At 65.4% G+C, this 18,738-nt stretch carries 16 protein-coding genes; 13 read left to right on the forward strand and 3 right to left on the reverse strand.

What is annotated here, in order from left to right:
- Positions 1-263: 263 nt before the first annotated feature.
- Positions 264-1,034: an AfsR/SARP family transcriptional regulator gene (locus tag OS914_RS14055; protein WP_267546689.1), complete on the forward strand. Its 771-nt coding sequence runs from the start codon at positions 264-266 to the stop codon at positions 1,032-1,034.
- A gap of 35 nt (positions 1,035-1,069) precedes the next feature.
- On the opposite strand, the gene OS914_RS14060 is transcribed toward OS914_RS14055, so the two are convergent.
- Positions 1,070-1,861: an AfsR/SARP family transcriptional regulator gene (locus tag OS914_RS14060; protein WP_267546690.1), complete on the reverse strand. Its 792-nt coding sequence runs from the start codon at positions 1,859-1,861 to the stop codon at positions 1,070-1,072.
- A 137-nt stretch (positions 1,862-1,998) separates the two neighbouring features.
- Positions 1,999-3,078, reverse strand: a complete 1,080-nt coding sequence (locus OS914_RS14065; protein WP_267546691.1) for a hypothetical protein — start codon at positions 3,076-3,078, stop codon at positions 1,999-2,001.
- 145 nt (positions 3,079-3,223) lie between these two features.
- On the opposite strand from OS914_RS14065, the gene OS914_RS14070 reads away from it, so the two are divergent.
- The 12 genes from OS914_RS14070 to OS914_RS14125 all read left to right on the forward strand — a co-directional run bounded on the left by OS914_RS14070 (position 3,224) and on the right by OS914_RS14125 (position 18,268).
- Positions 3,224-3,817: a Pvc16 family protein gene (locus OS914_RS14070; protein ID WP_267546692.1), complete on the forward strand. Its 594-nt coding sequence runs from the start codon at positions 3,224-3,226 to the stop codon at positions 3,815-3,817.
- The gene (locus OS914_RS14075; protein ID WP_267546693.1) at positions 3,814-4,647 is read left to right on the forward strand and encodes a hypothetical protein; all 834 of its coding nucleotides are present in this window, start codon (positions 3,814-3,816) and stop codon (positions 4,645-4,647) included. The genes OS914_RS14070 and OS914_RS14075 overlap by 4 nt, the downstream gene beginning before the upstream one ends.
- A gap of 14 nt (positions 4,648-4,661) precedes the next feature.
- Positions 4,662-6,599, forward strand: coding sequence for a phage tail sheath family protein (locus OS914_RS14080; RefSeq protein ID WP_267546694.1), 1,938 nt, complete (start codon positions 4,662-4,664; stop codon positions 6,597-6,599).
- Positions 6,600-6,612: 13 nt separating this feature from the next.
- Positions 6,613-7,068: a phage tail protein gene (locus OS914_RS14085; protein ID WP_267546695.1), complete on the forward strand. Its 456-nt coding sequence runs from the start codon at positions 6,613-6,615 to the stop codon at positions 7,066-7,068.
- Entirely contained in the window at positions 7,065-9,266 is a 2,202-nt protein-coding gene (locus OS914_RS14090) for a phage tail sheath family protein (RefSeq protein WP_267546696.1), read from the forward strand. The genes OS914_RS14085 and OS914_RS14090 overlap by 4 nt, the downstream gene beginning before the upstream one ends.
- Positions 9,259-9,744 (forward strand): phage tail protein, encoded by a 486-nt coding sequence (locus OS914_RS14095; RefSeq protein ID WP_267546697.1) that lies wholly within the window; start codon positions 9,259-9,261, stop codon positions 9,742-9,744. Before OS914_RS14090 ends, OS914_RS14095 begins: the two co-directional genes overlap by 8 nt.
- Positions 9,741-11,234 carry a CIS tube protein gene (locus OS914_RS14100; protein WP_267546698.1) on the forward strand — a complete coding sequence of 498 codons (1,494 nt, stop codon included), beginning with the start codon at positions 9,741-9,743 and terminating at the stop codon, positions 11,232-11,234. The genes OS914_RS14095 and OS914_RS14100 overlap by 4 nt, the downstream gene beginning before the upstream one ends.
- A 26-nt stretch (positions 11,235-11,260) precedes the next feature.
- Positions 11,261-11,437, forward strand: a complete 177-nt coding sequence (locus OS914_RS14105; RefSeq protein ID WP_267546699.1) for a hypothetical protein — start codon at positions 11,261-11,263, stop codon at positions 11,435-11,437.
- Positions 11,430-12,515, forward strand: a complete 1,086-nt coding sequence (locus OS914_RS14110) for a phage late control D family protein (protein ID WP_267546700.1) — start codon at positions 11,430-11,432, stop codon at positions 12,513-12,515. Before OS914_RS14105 ends, OS914_RS14110 begins: the two co-directional genes overlap by 8 nt.
- On the forward strand, positions 12,515-13,183 hold the full coding sequence (locus OS914_RS14115; RefSeq protein ID WP_267546701.1) for a phage baseplate assembly protein V: 669 nt from the start codon (positions 12,515-12,517) through the stop codon (positions 13,181-13,183). The genes OS914_RS14110 and OS914_RS14115 overlap by 1 nt, the downstream gene beginning before the upstream one ends.
- Positions 13,180-14,787: a hypothetical protein gene (locus tag OS914_RS14120; protein ID WP_267546702.1), complete on the forward strand. Its 1,608-nt coding sequence runs from the start codon at positions 13,180-13,182 to the stop codon at positions 14,785-14,787. The genes OS914_RS14115 and OS914_RS14120 overlap by 4 nt, the downstream gene beginning before the upstream one ends.
- Positions 14,788-15,181: 394 nt before the next feature.
- A complete protein-coding gene (locus OS914_RS14125) occupies positions 15,182-18,268 on the forward strand; it encodes an eCIS core domain-containing protein (RefSeq protein WP_267546703.1) in 3,087 nt (1,028 codons plus the stop codon).
- A gap of 108 nt (positions 18,269-18,376) precedes the next feature.
- On the opposite strand, the gene OS914_RS14130 is transcribed toward OS914_RS14125, so the two are convergent.
- Positions 18,377-18,688 (reverse strand): hypothetical protein, encoded by a 312-nt coding sequence (locus OS914_RS14130; protein WP_267546704.1) that lies wholly within the window; start codon positions 18,686-18,688, stop codon positions 18,377-18,379.
- Positions 18,689-18,738: the final 50 nt, after the last annotated feature.

Raw genomic sequence — 18,738 nt, forward strand, 5'->3', positions numbered from 1 at the left:
ACTCATCCGGCTCGCCGCAGCCAAGACCTACTCCCAAGCACCCCACGCAGCATGACACTTTCGCGAGCACATTAGATGAGGCACGCAGGAATCATTTGGCGAGCATATTGACATGAGGCACCACGGGATCAACCAGCACGGTAATTCCTCACCGAGGCGGCGGCGGGGGAGAATGAGGGCGCCGTTTTCCCATGAGCTAGCCAGACTTCGGTGCGTGTAATACCGACGAAAGGACTGGACAGCGCTTGATGACAGGTCCCAGAATGGGACCTCACGACAGTGGGGGGACCATGGTCTGCAGCGCAGGTTCACGACACTGGGGCGCGCGCGTGCAGCTCCTCGGGAGGTGGCGTCTGTCCTTTATTGAAAGCGACCTGGCGGTACCGGCCGGGAGCACGCAAAAGCTGATTGCCCTCCTGGCGCTGCGGGGCAGCCTGTCCAGAACCCAAATCTGGGGAACGCTATGGCCCGAAGCCAGCACTGCCCACGCCTCCGGCCGCTTGCGGACGGCAATGTGGAGGTTGGCCGACAGCCGGTTGCTATTACTCGACGAAGACCATGGACGGATGAATCTGGCGCCCAGCGTGCAGGTGGATGTCTGGGATTTGTACAATGCAGTCGCCGACCTTGCCCACGGTGACGCGGACTCCTCCGGTGCCCCGGCCCACCCCGAGATTTCCCTGTTCGGCGCGGATCTACTGCCGGATTGGGGAGATGAATGGCTTCTAGCTGACCGAGAACGAATCAGACAAATGAGATTACATTCCCTTGAATCCCTGTCCGCGCAATTGGTCCGGGAACGGCGTTTCGGCGCGGCCGTCGAGGCGGCGCTGGCCGCCGTTAGCGTTGATTCCCTGCGGGAGAGCGCGCACCGTGCCGTAATCTGCGCGCATCTGGCGGAAGGGAATACTGCCGAAGCGCTGCGCCAGTTCGATATCTGCCGCAGGCTTTACGCCCAGCAGCTAAATGCTGTCCCCAGCCGCTCCTTATATTCCCTGGTCTCGGAGTTCCTTGTTCCCAGGCCGGACACTTGATAGACCTACCTTCGGATGCTCACCTTCGGTGGGCCTCATCGCCGGTAGGTGTCTGCAGCCCTGACCGGTGCCGGTTCGGTCCTTTCGATCAGACCGCGGATTCTGCTGCCTGGCAAAACACCGAGTTCCTGGGTCACGAGGGCACTGTACGCCTTGTAGATCCGGCGCGCTTCGACGACATTGCCCTCGGCCAGATGCGCTTCCACCAGTACTCTTTGGGCGCTTTCCCGCAAGGGGTCGATGTCTACGGCTTCCATGGCGACCTCGACCGCTTCGGCGTAGCGCTCCAGCCGGATCAGCTGGCAGCACAGGGCTTCGAGTCCATGCAGGAGGCGCTGGCGGAGGCGTTCGCGCTCAAAGATAACCCAGTCGTCGTACCAGCCGGGAAGGAGATCGAGCGCCTCAAGGCTCCACGCGGGCAGTACCAGGTCCGTGCTTTGCGCGGCGCCGCCGATGACGCGGCCGGCCCAGTCGCGCAGGACGTAGATATCGATGCTCGTCTGGTCCCGTAACGCAATGAAAACCTTGTCCGCTTCAAGTACGCCGATCCCTGCTCCTTTAAGGCGCCACAATGCGGACCTGAGGTTTCCGGAAGCCCGGTCATCCGAGACATAGGGCCACAGCGTTCCGGCCACGTGGCGCCTGTCGACACGCCCGTCGTGGAGCGCTACGAACGCGAGGAGCTTTTTGCTGCCTTCGGGCACAGCAATGCGGCGCCCCGCCTGGATGACGTAGGGACCGCCAAGGAGGCAAATTGCTGGAGAGTCGAGCTGCGGGGGCTCACCGGCATCGAGCCGCGGAGGCTCACTGAGTTGGGTGCTTGCCATCGCATCAAAGCCCTCCTTATGTGATGAACACGTAGGAGAACCATAATGTGACGAATGTCACCACAGCGTCACAGGAGCTCCGACGTTCGATGCGCAGTCGCCGGGTTGCTCAGGCGGTCTGACGACGCGTCCCATGCTTAGCGCCCGCGCCCACCATGCCGCTCGTACCAGTCCGGCTCGCCGTGGTGTTCATGGCCCTCCCGCCGCTCGTGCTTTTCGCGTTCCTCCCGCTCTTCCCGTTCCTCCCGCTCTTCCCGTTCCTCCCGCTCTTCCCGTTCCTCCCGCTCTTCCCGTTCCTCGTGCTCCTCATGCCTCTCGTGTCGGTCCTTGTCCTTATCACAGGGCCGCTCATCGGCGCAGTGCTTATCATAAATGGCGACTATCTCGTCCACGGTGTTGGTCTGCAACCGCAGGCAGTGGTCGTCTACTGCCTTGCGCTTGCAGTCCCGCTCGGCCTGCGCGCCCTTGAGTCTGGAGACGGCTCCGCAGCCGTTGGTCCAGCAATTCAGCGCGCAGCACAGGCACTCAACGAATTCGTGGACATTGGCAAAGCCAATCCAGACACGCTCTACTTCGCGTTCCGCGACGAGAGCCTGCGCATAGACCATTTTCAGGTCTGTAGTCGCCTCGTCCGCCAGCAATGCGGCGTTGATCTTGTCGACGTCGTCCTTGCAGGCAGCAACCCTAAGCTGCAAAGCGGCCGGCTCACCCACCAGATCCGTAAAACACTTACTGGCCGCGTCCGTCCGCTGCTGGTCCTTGTCGATCCGTTTCACCAGTTCATCGTAGGAAATTCCGGAGATATCCAGATCAAAGTCGCAGTCTTCGGCCGAGCAGCAACACCCGAGGTCAGGCTCGCACTTGGCCAGGTCGGCCACAACCTGCCGAAATGCCCGGTCAATGTTCCGTACCACCCGTTCCTGCTCGATCTTGCATCTGACGCGCTCCGTCAGTTGTTTGACGGCGTGCCGAAGATCCTGAACCTTCATCTGCACGTCTTGTCGTGCCTGCCTGTATGACTTGCGCGTCAGCTCATAGTCGGTTTTCGCCTTCTCCAGCGCATCCTTCAACGGCGCGTTGTACTCCGCCTCTTTGGCGATGCCCATCATCCGGCACTGCACATCATCAATCAGCGTCGGATCGCAGCCCGGACCGTCGGTCTCGGCCCTTTCGGAGCTGTCCTCTTCCCGCTGCTCCCCATCGTTCCCGGTGTTCATCGTCGATTCCCTTCATCCCGGCCCGCTGGTACGTCGCCAGCCGCGCATTTAAGTTTCCGGCTGCGCTGTCACCGCGCGGTCACTGCGGCGTTCCACCGGCTCTCGTGCGACGGGCCGGTGACGGAGCACCGATCATGATGGGCCCATGGCTGGATATCAGGCGCTCGCCGCCGCCGGATTGAGCATCGTGGCATTGCTCAACAGGCGCTTCCACGCGGTGCCCGGGGCCGTTTCGCTGGTCGCTTTCCTGGCCAGCACCAATGAACTCAAGACCATGAAGACCAATTCGGGACAGCTCGTGCACCAGCCGGCCATCTCCGTGTACTGCTACCGGGTCAGCGTGGACCGGGAGACCCGGCCCGGCTGGTCCGCGGTGGGCAGTATCGACGGCATCCCCCGACTGCCGCTGCGCATGCATTTCCTTATTGCGGCGTGGGCGCCCAACGTCGAGGATGAGCTGAGATATCTTGGTCTGGCGGCCCAAACGCTGGAGAGCGAGAGTATCCTCACTGGTCCGCTCCTTGAGCCAAGCGGGGAGTGGGCGGCCGGTGATGCGGTGCAGATAGTCTGCGATGACCTCGCCTTGGACTCAATGAGCGAGGCCTTTCAGGCCCTGAGCACCGATTACCGGCTATCGCTGCCCTACGTCGCGCGCGTGATCTGCATCGACGGGCGGCTGGAGTCCGACGGCGAACGGGTCGCCACCGTGGCGGCGCAGACCGAGCTGGGGCTGCCATGACTACCCAGACCGTGATCGGCACGGCAACCGTGCTGCACCAATTGGCCCTCGGGGTTGAGTGCTTTGACTCCATCACCGGAACCACGGTTCCGACCAGGGTCCGCGTCGGCCGGCAGGTACCCGAACGGCTTCGGCCACGCCACCCGGAGCCAGCGTGGCCCTGTTCCGATCTTGAGGGATCCGGGATGGGGCGGTTCAAACTCCGGTATCAGCCGCCGGTTCCTGCACAGTTTGTGGTGCGGATCGATGATCCGCTGCGGCGCTACGTCCCGCGCCGTTTCTCCATACACCTGTGGCCGCTTGCGGCCGTCGACGACTCCGCTGCGGGTCCGTACATTCCGGTCGCCTCACGGGTTCTCCGGGTATGGCTGTGGCCCGGCTCGGCCTATGCGTTTCCTCGCGGCACCACCCTCATTCGCGGCCGGGTGGCACAGCACGGTAAACCCGTCCGCTGGGCGCGCGTCGCGGCAGCCGGGCCGACCGGCAGGATCGCCGGTCGCGCCCACGCAGACGACCGCGGCGAATTCCTTCTCGTTGTCACCGATCCCGACCAGAATCCGCTGCAGGACGCCGTCGTGCTGGACCTGCTGGCCACGGCCCCGAAGGCACCGGGACCCGTCGATGATCATGATCGCTGTTCGGACCTGGTGGTGGAGGACGTGACCCGTTCGTCCGCGCCGCCGCTGCCGCAGGATCTGGACAACGGGGTGCTCCGCGGCGTCAGCCCACCGCCGGGGTATGTGCCCTCCCTTCAGCCGGCGCGGCAAACCGTTGCCATTGGTACCGAACTCTTGCTGCCGGACGACGTTTCATTCAACCCTCAAGCCTGACCTAGGAGGTCAACATGCCCGAATACCTGACTCCTGGTGTATACCTCGAGGAAACCAGCTTCCGGTCCAAGTCCATCGAAGGGGTGGCCACGTCCACATTCGGCATGGCCGGCCTTACCCGCTACGGTCCCACCCCGTATTACCTCACCCCGCCGGGCTCGGATCCGTTACCGATGACGCCGCAGCCAACGCTGGTCACGAGTTTCACGGAATTTGAGCGCGCCTTTGGCGGCCTCGACAACGTCGGTTTAGCTGACGAAAGTAATTATCTGGCGTTTGCGGCCCGGGCGTTCTTCGGCAACGGTGGACAGCGGCTCTACGTTGCGCGTGTCTTTCCGTTCGCGCTAGCAGACAACGCCATTGACCTGACGAAAAACTTCGCCACACTACCCATCCCCGTCGCGCCGGCTGTCCCGCCGGGCGGCCCACCCGCGGCGGCGCCCGTCGCCACCTGGCGGGCGCGCTGGCCCGGAGTCGCGGGCAATGATTTCAACGTCAAGGTCAGCCTGCAGCGCAGCAAAAACGTCCTCATCGGTGCGGCGGCGGCGGTGCCGGGTGTACCAGCGAAACCCGGCGTCCTGCAGGGTCTGGGCCCGGCCACGGTCGTGGAGCTCTTCACCGGCAGCGGGGAGATTCCGCCCGGAACCGATCCGAAGACCGGCAAACCGAATGCCCCCGCGGCCGGAAACCTCCGGATCGTGGGCAGCGACGGCACCGGAAACCAGACGCTCACCGATCCCGCGACGGGCACGGCAACGCCCGTCCCGGCGGACGGCACGCGGGCCAGCCACCTGACCGTCACCGTGACCGTCGTGTGGGGACGCCGGATCGATGTATATCCCGGACTTGAGCTGGGCACCATCCATCCGCGGTCCATCGCCAAGGTGCTGCAGGCCGTGGACCCGACCGATGAGTCCAGCCTGGTCTGGCTGGACCTGTCCAGTGCGCCGCCGTCGCCCGCGGATCTGCTGAAGGCCCTGCTCACCCTGAGCCAGCCCACCTATCTGAGCGCCGGCACGGAAGGTGCGGCCCTGAGCGCGGAGGTCATCAGGGGCGAAAAGGCCGACCCGGATCATGTGAATCTCGCCGCGACCGGCCTCGAGGCGCTGATGGAGGTGGAGGACATCGCCATCGTGGCCTCGCCGAACGCCGTTGGGTTGTCCGAGGCCGACCACAAGACGGCCGTGGACGACCTCATCGCGCATTGCGAGGCGCCGCGCGCCTACCGCATCGGCATCATCGACCCGCCGGCAGATCAGTCGCTGTCGCAGGTTCGCACGTTCCGGTCCCAATTCGATTCCACCTACGCCGCCCTGTACTACCCGTGGGTGGAGATCGTGGATCCCAGGGTCAAGGTGGATCCCAGCGCCGCACCGGCGCATCTGGGCCTGCCGCCGTCGGGCTTCACCGCCGGCATCTACGCCCGGAACGATGTGCAGCGCGGGGTCCACAAGGCGCCGGCCAACGAGGTGATCCTGGGCATTACGAAGTTTGCCCAGAATGTCACCTATGACCGGCAGGCAGTGCTGAATCCGGAGGGCATCAACGCCTTGCGGTTCTTCGAGGGCCGGGCCAACCGGGTCTGGGGGGCGCGCACCGTCAGTTCCGATCCGGAGTGGAAGTACGTCAACGTACGGCGTCTGTTCATCTATCTGGAGCACTCTATTGATAAGTCCACCCAATGGGCGGTCTTCGAGCCGAATAACGAACGGCTCTGGGCATCGATCCGGCAGTCCATCGAGGATTTCCTCCTCGTGGTCTGGCGTACCGGCGCCCTCATGGGCACCAAACCGGAGGAAGCGTTCTTTGTGCGCTGCGACCGGACCACAATGGCGCAGAACGACCTGGACAACGGCCGGCTGATCTGCCTCATCGGGGTCGCCCCAACCTATCCGGCAGAATTCGTTATCTTCCGCATCGGTCAATGGACCGCGGACGCCCAGCAGGGCTGAGGTGAGGTGAGTCATGGCAATTCGAAACAATCCCTATGGAGCGTTCAACTTCAGGGTCAAGCTCGGTGACGCCGGCGGTGAGGAACAAATTGTCGGCGGGTTCTCCGATGTGAGCGGGCTCGGCAATGAAATCAAATACTCCGAGTACCGCAACGGCAATGACGCGGACAACCATGTCCGCAAGGTGCCCAACGTCAACAGCGTCGATGATGTGACGCTTAAACGCGGGGTGATCGGTGACCTGCGCCTGTTCAGTTGGCTGCAGGCCACCAGCCGGGGTGAAATCCAGCACCGGACCGTCACCATTACCCTGCTGGACGAGCGCCGCACGGCCGTCTGCAGCTGGATCCTGCACGATGCGCAGCCCAAGAAATGGGTGGGCCCCAGCCTGACCGGCAAGGGGGGCGGTGAGGTAGCCATGGAGGAGCTGCATCTGGTCGCCGAAAGCATTGAATACCAGTCCACATGACCGCCGGGGTGCAGCTGGGCCGACCGGGCATTTACCCGCTGGGCGCCGGTGAGGCTCGGCGGAAGCCGGGCTTCGAACCAGTGCGCCTGGATGAGGCCGGATTTGTCGGCGTCGCCCTCCGCGGGCCCGTGGATACGCCGGTTCCGGTCCAGAGTTGGTCCGACTTTGTCCGGACCTTCGGCGCCTTTGAACGGCCTCCCCAGGCACCGGACCGGCTGCTGCCCTATGCTGTGCAGGCATTCTTCGCCCAAGGCGGGGAGCGCGCTTGGGTGCTGCGCGTCGCTCCGCCGCCGAACTGGCACGGTGGTAACGCGGAGTCAGCCACCGCGAGGTTCCGGATCGGCGCGGGGACGTCCGGCACCGGCACGTTGGATACGGGCCGCTTGGACGCGGGCGGATTGGACTCCAGTGGCCGCCAGCTGGCCGCCGCCGGCGAGGGAACATGGGCCGACGGGCTGCGGATCCGCTTCGGTTTCGAGGTGCGGCAGTCCTTTGACAGCAGCCTGGATAGCGACGGCGGACTCAGGCTCCCAGCCGGGGCGGCACTTGCACCGTGGTCTTTGCTGCGCCTGCGCCCGTTGGACCCGCCGGGGCCGGCGTGCCTGGCCTGGCTGGCGGGCGAACGCCGGACGAACCCGCGCACCGCCGGCCGGTCCGCGGTGCTGGAGACACGATCGGCAGCGCCGAGCACCACGGCCGGAGGTGCGCTGGGGCCACTGTCTGAACCGACTGCCGCGTCGGGCAGCGGGCTGGAAAAACAGTCCAGCCCGTACGCACCGGGCGGCAGCCGGCTGGGCGTCGACGTCGTCACGGGGGTGCTGGAGGTCGCCGAAACGGACGCCACCTTGCGTGGCGGAGAACGGTTGGCCGGGTTGGGCTTCAGGCCGGGGCACCCGCGGTTTGTGCCGGAGGTGCTGGCCGCCGAGTCCGTGCTGCTGCGGGCTGCCGGGGACTGGGGCGGACCGGACCCGCTGCCTGATCCACGGCTTAATGATGCCCTCGTGAAACGGATCCATCCGGGCTCGGACCGCAGTCCGGGAATAGCCTTCGGCAGTTTCTTTGACGACGGTCCGGCGGACCAGGATCCGCTGGATGAATCCTGCCACCGCGGTGTGGACGCCATGGGCCGCGAATCCCGGATCGGTCTGCTGTGCGTGCCTGACCTGTACTGGCGCTCGGTTCCGCCGTCCGCCGACGTGCCCGCACCCGGTCCGCCCGCCCCCGCTGCCACCCGTCCGTGCCGTTGCACTGACCCCCGCAGTTGCCGCGGCCCCTGGGGTGCCGCAGATGGCTGGGGCGCCGCGGATGGCTGCGGACGCGCCGGCATGGCGCAACAGGATCCGGACTACGCCCCCTCGGACGATGCCCCGCCGGGCCTCGATGCCCGCGACCCCGCGGACCTGACCGAAATATTGCAACGGCAGGCCCGGCTGGTGGAGGTGGCGGCGCTGCGGCACCGCTTCGTGGCGCTGCTGGATGTGCCGGCCGGTCTGTCGCAGCGGCAGATCCACGACTGGCGTACCGCTTTCGACAGCGGCTACGCCGCCGCCTACTTTCCCTGGCTCGGCGTCCCCCGGGTCGGACCCGGACGTCCCGCCCTGGTCCGGGTGCCGCCGTCGTCCTTTGCCGCCGGTATCATCGCCGCCCGCGAGCGCCGTCTCGGTCTGCCGTGGGGACCGGCAAATGCCCTGGCGGTGGGCGCCGTGCTCGGCGCCGACGTCGTCACCGACGCGGTGCACAATGCGCTGCACCTGCAGGGCATCAACGTCTACCGGCAGGAAAGGGACGGCCTCCGGCTGAGCGCCGCCCGCACTCTGTCCACCGATCCGGAGTACATCCAGCTCAGCGTCCGTAGAATGATGACCATGCTGGCCCTGACGCTGGAACGGCAGACGCAGTGGCTGGTCTTTGAACCCAACACACCCCAGCTGCGGGCCACGCTGACCCGGATGTTGACCGCATTCCTTCAAGACCAGCACCGGCGCGGGGCGTTTGCCGGCGGCACGGAGGCGGAGTCTTTCTTTGTGCAGTGCGACGACGGCCTCAACCCGCCGCAGTCTCAGGGCCTCGGGCGGCTGGTTGCCGAGGTTGGCGTGGCCCCCGCGTTCCCGCTGGAGTATCTGGTGCTGCGGATTTCACAGGACGTGGACGGCACGGTGCTCGTGGCCGGCCCGGGGCAGGAGGGCAACAATGCCTGAACTGCTTCAGACCTTCAGGTTCCACGTAACCTTGACGCCCAGCGCTCCGGGTACGAAGGTTCCGGCCATTTGCGTGGACGGCGGCTTTGCCGAATGCAGCGGGCTGGTGCTGGAGGCGGACGTGCGCGAAATTCTGGAAGGCGGCCGGAACGACGGCGTGGTCCGCCGGGTCGGGCGCGTCAAGCTTTCACCTCTTGTCCTCAAGCGGGGCATGCTCGCCGGGGGCAGCGGAGAGGTCAACAACGAGTTCTGGCACTGGTTGACGTCCATGGTCAGTGGCGCCCTGCCGGTGTGGCGTTACGACGGCGAGATCAGGGTGGATGACCCAAGCGGCGACCGACCGTTGGCCCGTTGGATCTTTGAACGGGGCCTGCCGCTGAAGGTGTCCGGACCCTCGCTGAACGCAAAGACCGGGGACATCGCCGTAGAGGAACTGCAGATCGCCCATCAGGGTCTGCGGTTGGGGCTGACGCCATGACTGCTCTGTCCAAGGCCATTCTGGTCCGGCTCAAGAAAACCGAGGGGAAGGGCCCGAACGGGCACTCCACAGTCGCACCGGAGGAGGGAGCGTCTTCCTTTGAAGTGCAGTTCAATCCCACCTCGCTGAAGATTTCGCGGCAGAACAATGTGGACAAGGGCGGGTCAACCACTCGGACCCAAGCGAGACAGAATCCGTCCACGCAGTCCGCAACCCTGACCTTCGACCTGGAATATGACACGGCCGAAGGCGATGAGGCAGGCAACGCGGTGGACGTCCGCACGAAGACACTGCAGATCCGGCAGTTCGTGGAACCTGACCCGGACAAGTCCAAGGAACCTCCACCGCCGATGCGATTCGTCTGGGGCACGTTCCACTTCAGCGGCATCGTCACCTCGCTCACCGAGGACCTGGACTACTTCTCCCCCGAGGGCCGGCCGCTGCGGGCCAAGGTTTCCGTCACCATCACCGAACAGGACCCGCGCTGGGAGGCGAACTTTACCGGCCCCGGGGTCCGCGACGCGCAGGCGGCCACACCCCCGGGCGGCGCCAATGTCGGCACCGGGCCCGGAGCACCGCCGGCGCCGAACCCCACCACCGCCGCCGTCGCCCAGGGCGGCGAAAGCCTGCAGCAGCTGCTGACCCGGCAGGGTGCGGATCCGGCCACCTGGCGCGCCGCCATGGAAGGGCTGGACAGCCCGCTGTCGCTGGCGGCCGGTGCTCAGGTCCAGCTCAGCGCCGGGGTCTCGGCCGGCGCCGGCATTGGCATGTCCGCCGGTTTTGCCGCTGGGGTCCAGCTGGGCGGTACCGCATCATTGGGTGCGGCGCTGGGTTTGGGCGCAGAGCATAGTGCCGGAGCGGGGGTAGGCGCCGGATTTGGTGTCGGAGCCGGATTCAGCGCCGGTGTCAGCGCCTCGGCGGGATTCGGGGCAGGGGCCAGAGCCGGAGCGGGGTTCAGTGCCGGAGCGAGCGCCGGCGCAGGATTCGGTGCGGGGACGGGAATCGCTGCGTCCGAGCAGACGGCAGCGGGATTTGCCCTTGCCGCCGGTGGCGGCGTCGCCGCATCCTTGAACGCCGTCCTGTCCGCCCGGGCCGCGCAGCAGGTCGCATCGGCCAGGGCGGCATTCGACGTCCCCACTGGCACCGCTGCCGCCAGTGCGTTGCCTTCGAACCCTGGGGGTGGTTCCGCTTCGGTGGGCGGTTCCGCACCGTACGGCGTGCAACCCGTCGATCCCAGGACACAGAACTATGGGATGTTCATCCCGCTGCGAGCCCGCCCCCGAGCACTCATCCCCGCCGGCAGCGGCACGGTGGTTGCCGCAGCGGCAGGCGGGTCGGCCGCCGTCGTCCAAGCCCGCGCCAGAGAGCGCGAACTGGCATCCGGCAGCACAGCCGGCGCCGCTCCGTGGTCGCAGCTGCCCGGGAGTTCGGCGGAGCGGTCGTTCGCCGACGGTCAGCAACGCCGCCGTGACGCCGGCCGGGCACCATGAGGTGGTAACCCGGGAGGTGAGCACGAATGGGCGTACATATCGGCGAAGTGCATACGGACGTCGCAGCAGCATCCGGCTCCGGTACGCACGCGGCGGCAACCCCGCATGCGTCCCCGGCTGCGGGGCAGGAGCGCTGGGACGACCTCAGGCGTACCGCTGAGGTGCTGGGATGGCGCACGGCGTCCGAGGGCTTCGATGACTGATCCGCTGCTGGCCATCGTCTCCCCCGTGTTTACCGTCAGTGGTGAACTCGCGGGAAGCCTCGCCCGCGACTGCGTCCGGCTGGAGGTCGCGGAAGGCTGCGAAGGGCTGCGCACCATGGTGGCCCACTTCATCGCCGTCGGACCCGGGGCCACCGGTCCGCCGTCGAAAATGCTGTATCTGGACGGCCATAGTGTGGACTTCGGGAAGTCGATCAATGTCAGCCTGGGACCTTCCAGTGCGCAGCGGACCGTCTTCGAGGGCACCATCTCCGGCATCGAAGCCGTATATCCGTACAGCGAGCCGCCACGGGTGGTGGTCTATGCGGAGGACGCGCTGATGCGCCTGCGCATGACGCGGCGGATGCGCACTTATACAAACGTCACGGATGCGGACATCGCCGGGCAGATAGCCACCGAGCACGGGCTGCAGACCGAGATCGCCGCCGAAGGGCCGCGTTACGACGTGGTCCAGCAGGTCAACCAGAGCGATCTGGCGTTCCTGCGCGAGCGGGCCCGCCTGCTGCAGGCCGAGGTCTGGTGCACGCGGCGGAAACTACACTTCACTTCCCGGCCACGGCGGCAGGGAACGGCACTGACCCTGGTCCAGGGCAACGAGCTCCTCTCGGTGCGGGTGCGTGCGGATCTCGCGCACCAGCGCAGCGAAGTGGTGGTCACCGGCTATGACGCCTCCACCCGGGCAGTGATCGACGAACGCGCAGGGGCCGACGTCGTCGAAGGCGAGTCGGCGCGCGGGCTCACCGGTCCCCGGGTGCTGGAGAAGGCCCTTGGCGCCAGCGTGTCCATCCGGGTCCGCGAGACCGCCCTGAACTCCGATGAGGCCAAGGCATGGGCCAAGGCGGAGATGCTGCGCCGCGGCCGTGGATTTGTCACCGCCGTGGGCACCACCCGGGGTTCACCTGACATGGTTGTCGGCAGCAATCTGTCCCTGCAGTCCGTCGGCCCCCCATTCGACGGGCCCGGCTACTACGTGACCTGGGTACACCACGTCTTCGAGCACGAGCACGGGCTGCGGACCGGGTTCGAGGCCGAACGGTCAACGGTAAACGAGGTGTCCTGATGACTCTGCCCAACCCCGTGGACGGCTCGGCGCCCGGCTACTACGGTGTCTACCCCGCGCTGGTCACGGACATCGTGGACAAGGAAAAACTTGGCCGTATCGAAGTGCGGTTCCCCACCCTCGGCACCCAGGGCGACCGCGACGTCAGAGCCTGGGCCACGCTCTGCACACCCTATGCGGACAAGGACCAGGGGCTGGCCATCCTGCCGGAAGTCGGCAGCGAGGTCGTGGCCGCGTTCGAGGCGGGCAACCTCCGCCGGCCCTATATAATCGGATCCGCCTGGAACGGCCACGCCGCGCTGCCGCACCCACCGGAAGCCGCCAACAACATCCGCATGCTGCGCTCCCGCGGCGACAGCAGGCTGGAATTCGATGACACGGCAGGGGCGCTGAAACTGAGCATCACCATGAGCTCCGGTCACCGGGTGGTGCTCGACGACGGCGCACAGGAGGTCACGATCCAGCACACCAACGGCTGCCTGCTGCGCATGACGGCGGACGGATCCATCGAGATCCATGCCAACAACTCGGTGGACATCACCGCCCCCTCCGTCGATGTCACCACCCCCACGGCGACGTTCAGCCAAAACATCATCTGCCAAAGCCTGCTCGCCCAGGTCTGCGTGGTTTCGCCGATGTACACGGTGGGAGTGGGCAATCTGTTATGAGCGGCCACGATGATTTTGTGCTGCGCGCCCCCTGGTATGTCCGCGAACGCCAGCCGGCTTTCGGGCTGCGTGACCGGCGGGCGCTTCGCCCGCAGATCCAGATGTACGACAATGCGCAATTCGTAAAGAACAGGCTGCTGCCAGACCCGCGCGACTCTCTTAAGGCGACCAAAGATGACTTCTGGAGCTACCCGGTTCCGAATACCCCCTCCCTATCGGCGAAGGGGCGCGAACGGCTGGCGACCAGCAGGCTGCTGCACACCAAGCTGCGCAAGCTCTATCAGCCCACCCACGAGCGGTTCTACGCCGTCGTCGTCGAGGTGTTCTGTGATGCCCCCGGCCTGCCGCGCGCCGGCTCGCACACCGACATCGAGGTCCGGATGGTGATGCGCCGCCAGCACACCTCCGTGACCGGACAGCGCAAGCCGGTGCGTCGGCTGGCGCGCAACCTGCTGGTGGAGATGGCGAAGTCCGAAGATATCAGCTTCGATGCCGATCAGGAGCCCGACGCCGACATCCGCGACGTATGGTGGGCCGACGCCGCGTGGCACCGTCGCTTTGCGGAAGACAACGCCGACCTGCTGGCTGAGGTCGGCGGCCACACGGATGCGCAGGCCTGGATGGTCGACGGCGCCGGCAGCGGTCAGTGGCGCACGCTCGGCACACCGCCCGGCAAAGGCCGCTCCCCCGACACGGAGGAAGAGTTCCCGATGTGGCGGCTGCCGCCGCGCCGGGAAGACTGTGCGGAAGCCCGAACCCGCTCCCTCTGGTTCGGCATCATCCCCACGTTCTCGGGAGCCCATTGGGTGGACGGGGACAAGAAGGTTCAGCCCAAGCTGGACGACCATGGAATATACGAGCTGCAGTGCTTCGTCCGGCAGCCCGCGCCGCGGGGCCAGGAACAGTGCCCGCCGAAAATCTGGTGGGGTGAGCCCAGCGAGCCATTCCGGCTGGCCGCCCCCTTCGACCCCGACGGGACCAAAAACCACGTCGTCTCCATCACGCTGCCGGATCTGCGCAGGCTCGCCGCCCGCGCTGGCCAGCCGCAGGGGCCGGGGGGCGCCCGGATGATCACCCCGCCGCGGTCCCAGTTCGTGTTCAATCCGTTCAACGGCATCCCGAAGTCCGGCACCGGAAAGATCGGCGGCGGCGGAGGGATCTGCACCTTCGCCTTTGAGCTGTTCTTCATGGTTGCCTTCTTCCTCTTCCTGATGTTCCTCCCTATCGTGATCTTTGCCTTCCAGCTGTGGTGGATGCTCGCCTTGCGGTTCTGCATCCCGCCGTCGATCTCCTTCTCCTTGATGGCAACCTTCTTCGCTCAGGGCAAGCTGCTCGCCGCCGTCGAAGCCGATGCCCAACTCTCGCTGAAGTTTGACGCCGCCTTCGGCACGGACAGCGCCGTCCTGGAGTCCGCGGACCAATCGCCGGGCTGGGCGAAGCAGCTCGATGACGTCAAGGCCCCAGTCAGCGGGGTCAAAGTCTTCAGCAATGATTCAGCGCTGACGGGAGCCATGGTAGCCGCCAACAATCCGGCCGATGCCGTAAAGCCAGCTCCGCCGCCGGTGGAGACGAAGCCGGACGACCCGCTGTGCCCGTCGCCGTGAGGTCAGCGCCATGACAAGTTTTGGCGTGGAAGGGAGACTACAAGCACCAGCTGAATCCAACACCGAACCCCGTGGCCCCGGTGTGCTCGGCCAACCCTTGGACGCGGCAGCGCTTGTGCTTGGGTCTGGCCGCCTCTTCGATCGACAGCTTCCGGATCGCCTGGAGCGGCGCTTAGGAGCAGGCTTCCTATTATTGCGTTCTGTCGAACCCTCTCTGGAATCCGCGCTTCCCGTGAGCAATCCGGGAGACCCTGCCGAGCGGGAGGCGGAACAAGTCGCGGAAAAAATGGCGAGCGCTGGCTCATTCCTGCCGCGAGGAGCGCCCGGAATGGACCGTGACCCCTCGGAATCGAGATCTGAATCCGTCCATAGCAACGTTCCGCATCGGCCAGCAATGTCTTCCACGCCGGAACAGATTCCTGATACCCCAGCTCCGTCGGATGCCGGCCAAGAGCTGGAGCCACTGACCCGCTCGCTGTTCGAACCTTTATTCGGTACGGGATTTGGTGACGTCCGCATTCACACGGGGACCGCAGCCACGCGCGCGGCGCACCAGGCCGCTGCAAAAGCGTTCACCGTTCGGTCAGATATCACGTTCGGCGCGGGCAATTATGTGCCCCATACCAGTGGGGGGCGTCGGCTCCTTGCCCATGAGTTGGCACACGTCGTCCAGGCTCGGCATACCGGCGGACCGCCGCAACTACGTCGACAGGCCAAGTCCGTCGTCTCCACTGCGTCGGCCCAAGCCAATGCGGTTCCCACTTCTCCAGGCCTCGGGCAGGTAGCCGGATTCGCCGACTATGACAAGGGCCCGCTGAGGGCACAGTCCAAGTCGTACTTCTTCCGCGGTGTGGAGATGTCGACGGATGCGGACTACATGCGCCGCCAGCTCAAGCTTCTGGTCCGACGTTTCGGGATTAAGGGCGGTGACCTCTGGTTCGACGCCCTGGAGGGCCGGGACTTCGATCTGGCGCTGCCCTTTTCGGCTCATGCAACGGCATTTGGCGGCCTCCGGCCGCGGACAGCAATGGACGCCAATCGGGACCTGCAAAATGACGCCGTCCGCGACGAGATCGGTGGCGCCGCAAAGGCTCTGGCCGAGCTGATCTTTCCGCAAGTCCGGGCAGAAGCGGTCGCTATCCGCGCTGCCTTCGTGCCCGCGATGCGCAAGGTCCTCGAGGTCATTCTTGTCGAAAGCGAACGGCGCCTGGAAACACAGCGAGTTCTACTCGGGATTGAGCGAACAGCTCCAGGTCCATTCGGATCATTCGAGGCGCAGGACACGGTCGCGTTCCGTGGCCTCGTGGGCGCAGCGACCGACCTCTTGACGATCCGCAAGAGCATCGACAGACTCTTGGTGACTCGGCGGGTTCTGCTGCGCCCCATGCCTCGAGGCGGACTCGTCTTACCCGAGGAAAACCGGCCCCGGTACGAACAGCTGACAAAGGAGGTCGCCGGCGTTGAGGATGGCTACGCGAAGGCACGTCAGTCGGCGGCCGGACGCTACCCGGCACTTGGCGCCATCCTCGACGACGCAGGCGGTGGGTACACCGCTTTGCTTGAGGCACTTGCTGGCGGTGAGCGGAAGTCGTCACTGCGTCCTGCGATGTTTGGCCGGACCGGAACCGCTGGCGCTCTCGGGCTCATTCTTGAAAGTCGTCAGTCGAGCATTGACACCGTTCGCAGCAAGGTGGACAAGGATCCTGAACGGTTGTGGAGCCTCAGCTCGATCGTGGCGCTGACGCGGGCGGAAGTCGGCACCCAAAACAACATAATGGCCGATAAGATCATTGACGAAAAGCTCGCAGATCTGGCTTTCGACGAGTCGATCCGCACCATGTTCATGGGCCTTATTGCCTTTGCTCTGCTTATCCCATCCGGAGGCACCAGTGCAGTTGTTATCGGCGGTGCGCGGCTGGCCCTTAGCGGCTATCAGATGCTCAAGAGCTTAGAGAAGTACGAATTCGAGTCGGCGTTGTCCTCCACCGACCTGGATCGTCGAGCACATGCCATTTCGGCTGAAGAACCGTCCTTCTTCTGGGTCGCGGCGGACGTCGTTTTCTTCGTCGCCGATGGCGCTGGCGCACTCAAGGCAGTCCGCGAACTGCGTCCTATCGCGCGTGAGGCATTGCTGGCCAAGGAGGGCGCCGATTTCATAGCGGCCTCCGGCAAGCTCGAGAAGGCCGCTGATGCAGTCGGTACTGCAAAACCCGGGCTTGGCAAGCGTCTGCTGGGGACCCTGAAATCCATGCGCAGGAGACCAACGGGCGCACGCCTGCTCGGAGACGTGGGAGAGGCAGAGGCCAAGGCGGTTATTCGTTCCACGGAAGCAATCGCCAAGGAGGCCGAAGGTGTCCAGACCATAGCCACCGTAGCCGGCCATGACATCAAAGCCACCCGCTCCGGTGCACTGGTTGTATGTTCGAACTGTACCTGGCTGCGTGAACGCTATGCCCGCGAAGTCGCCGAGAGCCCGGTCCTGGCGGACAGGCTCATCCAGGCGGAACGAAAAGCGGCATCCGGTTCACTCGACGCCGCCGTACGGTCCGATATCTCGGCCCTCAGCCGCGAACTCGAAGAAGCCAGGAATGCCCGGCTGATCTCCGAGCTAGGCCCTCTGGGCGCTAAAGCGGCAGCTGCGGGCGACTTCCGTGTTGGTTTTAGGACGGTTTTGGAACGACGGCCAGGACTTTCTCGCGAGTTGTCGGCGATCGAGCAGGAAATCGCATCGGCTGGCGCGATAGACCCTTCCCTGGCAGCCCGGATCGATACCATGCAGAGTCGGCTGGCCCGGCTGCACGAGGCCGATGCCTTGAGCCTAGCGCCGAAGAACGCCCGGCTGGTTGAAGTTTCCCTCGATCGTACCGCCGCAAACTTCTATGAGAAGGCCGCTGAAACGGTCCCGGGCCCGCCGGCCGTCATCGAGTTCCCTGACGGAACGCGCGTCTGGCGTGATTCGGTCGGCGGTCCGATCCGTCACGAGGCCAGGATGGGTGGATCGCTTGGGCGTGCTGACATGGAAACCGGTTTCTACACTGCGACAGAACATGGCGGCTTACCGCCGGGGCCGCAATATCAACGGGCTCATTCGCTCGGACAGGGGACGGGCTTCGAGAGTCCCTATGCTCTTTACTACGCACCCGAGTACGTTAACCAAGCCCTGCAAAACCGGGGAATTGAAACCTACATGCGGGATTTGGCGGCAAGCCAGCGGCCCGGCGAAACCTTCATGGTCCTCACTGAGACAGCAGCCCACCCAGGAACCAGGCGCCTGTCCAGCATTAGCTACCGGATCCAGTCTGTTGTTGGCGGCAAGACCCAGGACATTGCCACGTACACCATTCGCGTCAGCAGTTCGGCAGAGCACCCTGTCGTCACTGCCGGAGCCTTGGTCTTCGCACAGAATTCAACCGCCGCCGCCACCGCCACCAGGGTGGCCAGACCGCCAGTATTAGCTGCCGCAGCCTCTCACGCCTATTAGATTCCGACCCCAATTTTCCGCGACCGCACCGCAAGGCTGGGGAGCGGGTCCTTCGCTATCCGCGGGACAGCTACCTGCGGCCGGACTAATCCGAGGATCCGCGGTACGCTAACGATCGTCGGCGGTGGTTTTCCACGCGCCCATCAGGCGGCCAGTGACCGGCTCGGCAACGGACCTGAGGAAAGCATCGTTATCAGCGGCTTCGGTCGGCTGGACGTCGAACCGTCCGAGTGGATAACCGGAAACGAGGTACATCCGGAGCCCTGCAATCACCACGCACGTCGTAATCCTCCCGCCCAGCATCGTTCCGCTCTTCCTCAGGTCCCCGGCACCGGCGGATCGATCTCCGCGGTCATTGCCGGCGTACCGTTCTTCGGAGACATTCGTGTGGAGGCCGACGACCCTCAACCTGCAGCTCAAGCTGCACACCGATATTGTCGGCTTCTGGGCGCCAGCCTCCGTCGTGCACT

This window comes from Arthrobacter endolithicus (assembly GCF_026627425.1).
Taxonomy (GTDB): domain Bacteria; phylum Actinomycetota; class Actinomycetes; order Actinomycetales; family Micrococcaceae; genus Arthrobacter_M.

What these genes read in the sequence shown, in the direction of transcription:
- OS914_RS14090 (WP_267546696.1), top strand. Translation starts at nt 7,065, where the DNA reads ATGACCGCCGGGGTGCAGCTGGGCCGACCGGGCATTTACCCGCTGGGC.
- OS914_RS14115 (WP_267546701.1), top strand. Translation starts at nt 12,515, where the DNA reads ATGACTCTGCCCAACCCCGTGGACGGCTCGGCGCCCGGCTACTACGGT.
- OS914_RS14055 (WP_267546689.1), top strand. Translation starts at nt 264, where the DNA reads ATGGGACCTCACGACAGTGGGGGGACCATGGTCTGCAGCGCAGGTTCA.
- OS914_RS14070 (WP_267546692.1), top strand. Translation starts at nt 3,224, where the DNA reads ATGGCTGGATATCAGGCGCTCGCCGCCGCCGGATTGAGCATCGTGGCA.
- OS914_RS14095 (WP_267546697.1), top strand. Translation starts at nt 9,259, where the DNA reads ATGCCTGAACTGCTTCAGACCTTCAGGTTCCACGTAACCTTGACGCCC.
- OS914_RS14085 (WP_267546695.1), top strand. Translation starts at nt 6,613, where the DNA reads ATGGCAATTCGAAACAATCCCTATGGAGCGTTCAACTTCAGGGTCAAG.
- OS914_RS14080 (WP_267546694.1), top strand. Translation starts at nt 4,662, where the DNA reads ATGCCCGAATACCTGACTCCTGGTGTATACCTCGAGGAAACCAGCTTC.
- OS914_RS14120 (WP_267546702.1), top strand. Translation starts at nt 13,180, where the DNA reads ATGAGCGGCCACGATGATTTTGTGCTGCGCGCCCCCTGGTATGTCCGC.
- OS914_RS14125 (WP_267546703.1), top strand. Translation starts at nt 15,182, where the DNA reads ATGTCTTCCACGCCGGAACAGATTCCTGATACCCCAGCTCCGTCGGAT.
- OS914_RS14075 (WP_267546693.1), top strand. Translation starts at nt 3,814, where the DNA reads ATGACTACCCAGACCGTGATCGGCACGGCAACCGTGCTGCACCAATTG.
- OS914_RS14060 (WP_267546690.1), bottom strand. Translation starts at nt 1,861, where the DNA reads ATGGCAAGCACCCAACTCAGTGAGCCTCCGCGGCTCGATGCCGGTGAG.
- OS914_RS14065 (WP_267546691.1), bottom strand. Translation starts at nt 3,078, where the DNA reads ATGAACACCGGGAACGATGGGGAGCAGCGGGAAGAGGACAGCTCCGAA.
- OS914_RS14100 (WP_267546698.1), top strand. Translation starts at nt 9,741, where the DNA reads ATGACTGCTCTGTCCAAGGCCATTCTGGTCCGGCTCAAGAAAACCGAG.
- OS914_RS14110 (WP_267546700.1), top strand. Translation starts at nt 11,430, where the DNA reads ATGACTGATCCGCTGCTGGCCATCGTCTCCCCCGTGTTTACCGTCAGT.
- OS914_RS14105 (WP_267546699.1), top strand. Translation starts at nt 11,261, where the DNA reads ATGGGCGTACATATCGGCGAAGTGCATACGGACGTCGCAGCAGCATCC.